At 50.6% G+C, this 2,700-nt stretch carries 2 protein-coding genes; both read left to right on the top strand.

All coding sequences use genetic code 11. The features are described from left to right. On the top strand, positions 1 to 690 hold a 690-nt coding region (locus Q7V48_02950), incomplete at its 5' end, for an enoyl-CoA hydratase-related protein (GenBank protein MDO9209695.1). 53 nt (positions 691 to 743) lie between these two features. After that, a complete protein-coding gene (locus Q7V48_02945; GenBank protein ID MDO9209694.1) occupies positions 744 to 2,297 on the top strand; it encodes an acyl-CoA carboxylase subunit beta in 1,554 nt (517 codons plus the stop codon). Positions 2,298 to 2,700 lie beyond the last annotated feature (403 nt).

The raw sequence follows: 2,700 nt of genomic DNA, 5'->3' as shown, positions 1-2,700 counted from the left end.
TTTCCTCGAGCCTTGCAAGAAGTCCAAGAGGATGATAATTTAAGGGCCCTCATTATAACGGGTGCGGGTCGGGGATTTTGTTCCGGCGCGGATGTTGCCGCCCAGGCCGCTCGCGCTGCCGGGCAGCAAGTAGACACCAGTCGTAAAACTATTCTCGCGTTGGTGGGTAACTTAATCCTGGCTTTTGAAAAGATCAATAAACCTATCATTGCTGCGGTCAATGGCATTGCTGCCGGCGTTGGATTGACGATTACCTTGGCCTGTGACCTGCGAATCGCCTCCACCAATGCCCGCTTCGCGGCTATCTGGGTCAAACGGGGTCTGATCGCCGATGGGGGGGCAACCCTCTTAATGCCTTTAATTGTGGGGATGGACAAAGCTTTAGAGTTATTTTTTACGGGGGACATCATCGACGCCCAGGAAGCGGAAAGAATTCGTTTGGTCTCCAAGGTGGTTCCCCATGAAGAATTGATGAGCCATGCGAAGGAACTGGCCAAAAAAATCGCCAGCGGACCGCCGATCTCTGTGGAATTAGTGAAAAGAGTAACGTGGGAAAAAATTCGCAACCAACTGCGGGAGCAATTACTGTTGGAAAGCTATGCCCAGAATGTTTGCCGCACAACCCAGGATCAAAAAGAGGCGGTGAAGGCTTTTATGGAAAAACGAGAACCACAATTCAAAGGCCTATAAATGAGGAGCTATAATCGCCATCAATGATTAATGATTAAGGAGGTTCCCAGTCCATGCGACAGAAACTTGCCGAATTAAAAGCCGAACGCGAAAGAGTCATTAACTTAGCCAGCCCCAAAGCCGTGGAAAGGCAACACAGCCGGGGGAAAATGACGGCGCGAGAACGGATCAACTTTTTTTACGATCCAGGCACTTTTGTAGAGCTGGGCCTTTTTGCCAAACCCCGGATCACCGGTTTCGATATTGATCAACAGGACTTAACCGGCGATGGGGTCATCACCGGGTATGGGAGTGTCAAGGGTCGCCCCGTTTATGGCTATGCCCAGGACTTCACTATCGCGGGGGGGAGCCAGGGTACGATTCATGGAAAAAAAACACTTCGGGTGATGAAGCAGGCTTTGAAAGCTCGGGTTCCCTGTATCCATATGATCGATTCCGGAGGGGTACGGATCCAGGATGCGGTGACCCGTGATTTTAATGACTCCTACCAACTTTACTTTTACTGTCACACGATCTCTTCCGGAGTGATCCCGCAAATCGGCCTTTTGATGGGTCCTTGTGCGGCCGGAGCCGCCTACTCCCCCATTCTGACGGATTTTCTCATCATGGTGAAAAAGACCAGCCACATGTACATTGCTTCCCCCACGCTGATCAAGTCGGTGCAGTTTGTAGATGTCACCGAAGAGGAAATTGGGGGAGCGAAGATGCATGCGGAGGTGAGCGGCTGTTGCGATGTCTTGGCCGAGAATGATGAGGATTGTTTGCAGAAATGCCAGGAGCTCTTGAGTTTTCTGCCTTCCCACAATCAAGAGGAACCGCCGATTGTCCCGACTGGCGATGACCCGAACCGTCGGGATGAAGAACTGCTCGATGTCGTGCCGGTGGATTCGAAGAAATGGTATGACATGCATCACGTCATTCAGCGGATCTTCGATAAAGGCCACTTTTTTGAGATCAAGCCGGACTTCGCCAAGAATATGATCACCGGCTTTGCCCGGTTAGACGGGCGATCGGTCGGTATCGTTGCCAATAATCCGAAACACAAGGCCGGCAGCATTGATATCAATGCTGCCGATAAAGAAGCCCGGTTTATTCGGTTTTGCGATTGCTTCAACATCCCCTTGATTTTTTTGGTGGACAATCCCGCCTATTTGCCGGGTGTGGATCAAGAAAGAGGAGGAATTATCCGCCATGGGGCGAAGGTGCTGCACGCCATCTCGGAGGCGACCGTCCCGAAGTTCACGGTCTACATTCGGAAAGCCTATGGCGGAGGAAACCCGGCGATGTGTGGTGAGCCTTTAGGGTCGGATTTGCTTTTGGCCTGGCCAACGACAGAGATGGGGTTGATGAATCCAGAGGGGGCGGTGAATATCATCTTTCGCAATGAAATCGCTGCGGCGAAAAATCCCGAGGAAGTTCGGGCCCGGCGGTTGGCCGAATATAAAGCCACCTTCGGCCGTTTCCCTTATCATGCTGCGGCGATGCGCTGGGTTGAAGAAATAATTGATCCAAGGGATACAAGACGTTTGCTCATTCAGGGACTTAAACTTTTTTCGAATAAGAAAGATGAAAGGCCCTGGAAAAAGCACGGCAATATTCCCCTTTAGCTTTTTTCGTGTTTCGGACTTTTAACGGGATTGCTCCTTGAAAATGGGCTATAGTACTTTGCGGCAAAGTTCGTAAGAAGAAACCTGTAGCCAAGGCGCAAGGATGAATTTCCGGGGAGCCGATTTTGCCACTCGTTACGCTCCCTTTCAACCGGGGGCGGTCAAATACCTCAAGGAAAAAGGCATCTGGAAAGGGAAGAGTTAAACGGCCCATGGCAGAGAAGGAAGGCCTAAGAATTTTGACCAGGGGGAACGCGAAATTTTTCCTCCACTCTATTTGGACCCAACGTTCGCAGGGGAGGCTCGGTTTTCATTGCGAAGGGGATTGTTATCTGGAAATAATAATGTCAGGGGGTAATTTTTGAATGAAAAATGCCACCGAAATCGAGCAAAACCTTGAAGC

The sequence above is a fragment of the Deltaproteobacteria bacterium genome (assembly GCA_030654105.1).
GTDB lineage: Bacteria > Desulfobacterota > SM23-61 > SM23-61 > SM23-61 > JAHJQK01.
Note: the sequence above shows the minus strand (reverse complement) of the source record. Positions and strands in the feature narration are given on the sequence as shown.

Excerpts from the sequence above, each read along its gene's own strand:
- Q7V48_02945 (MDO9209694.1), top strand. The coding sequence starts at position 744 with ATGCGACAGAAACTTGCCGAATTAAAAGCCGAACGCGAAAGAGTCATT.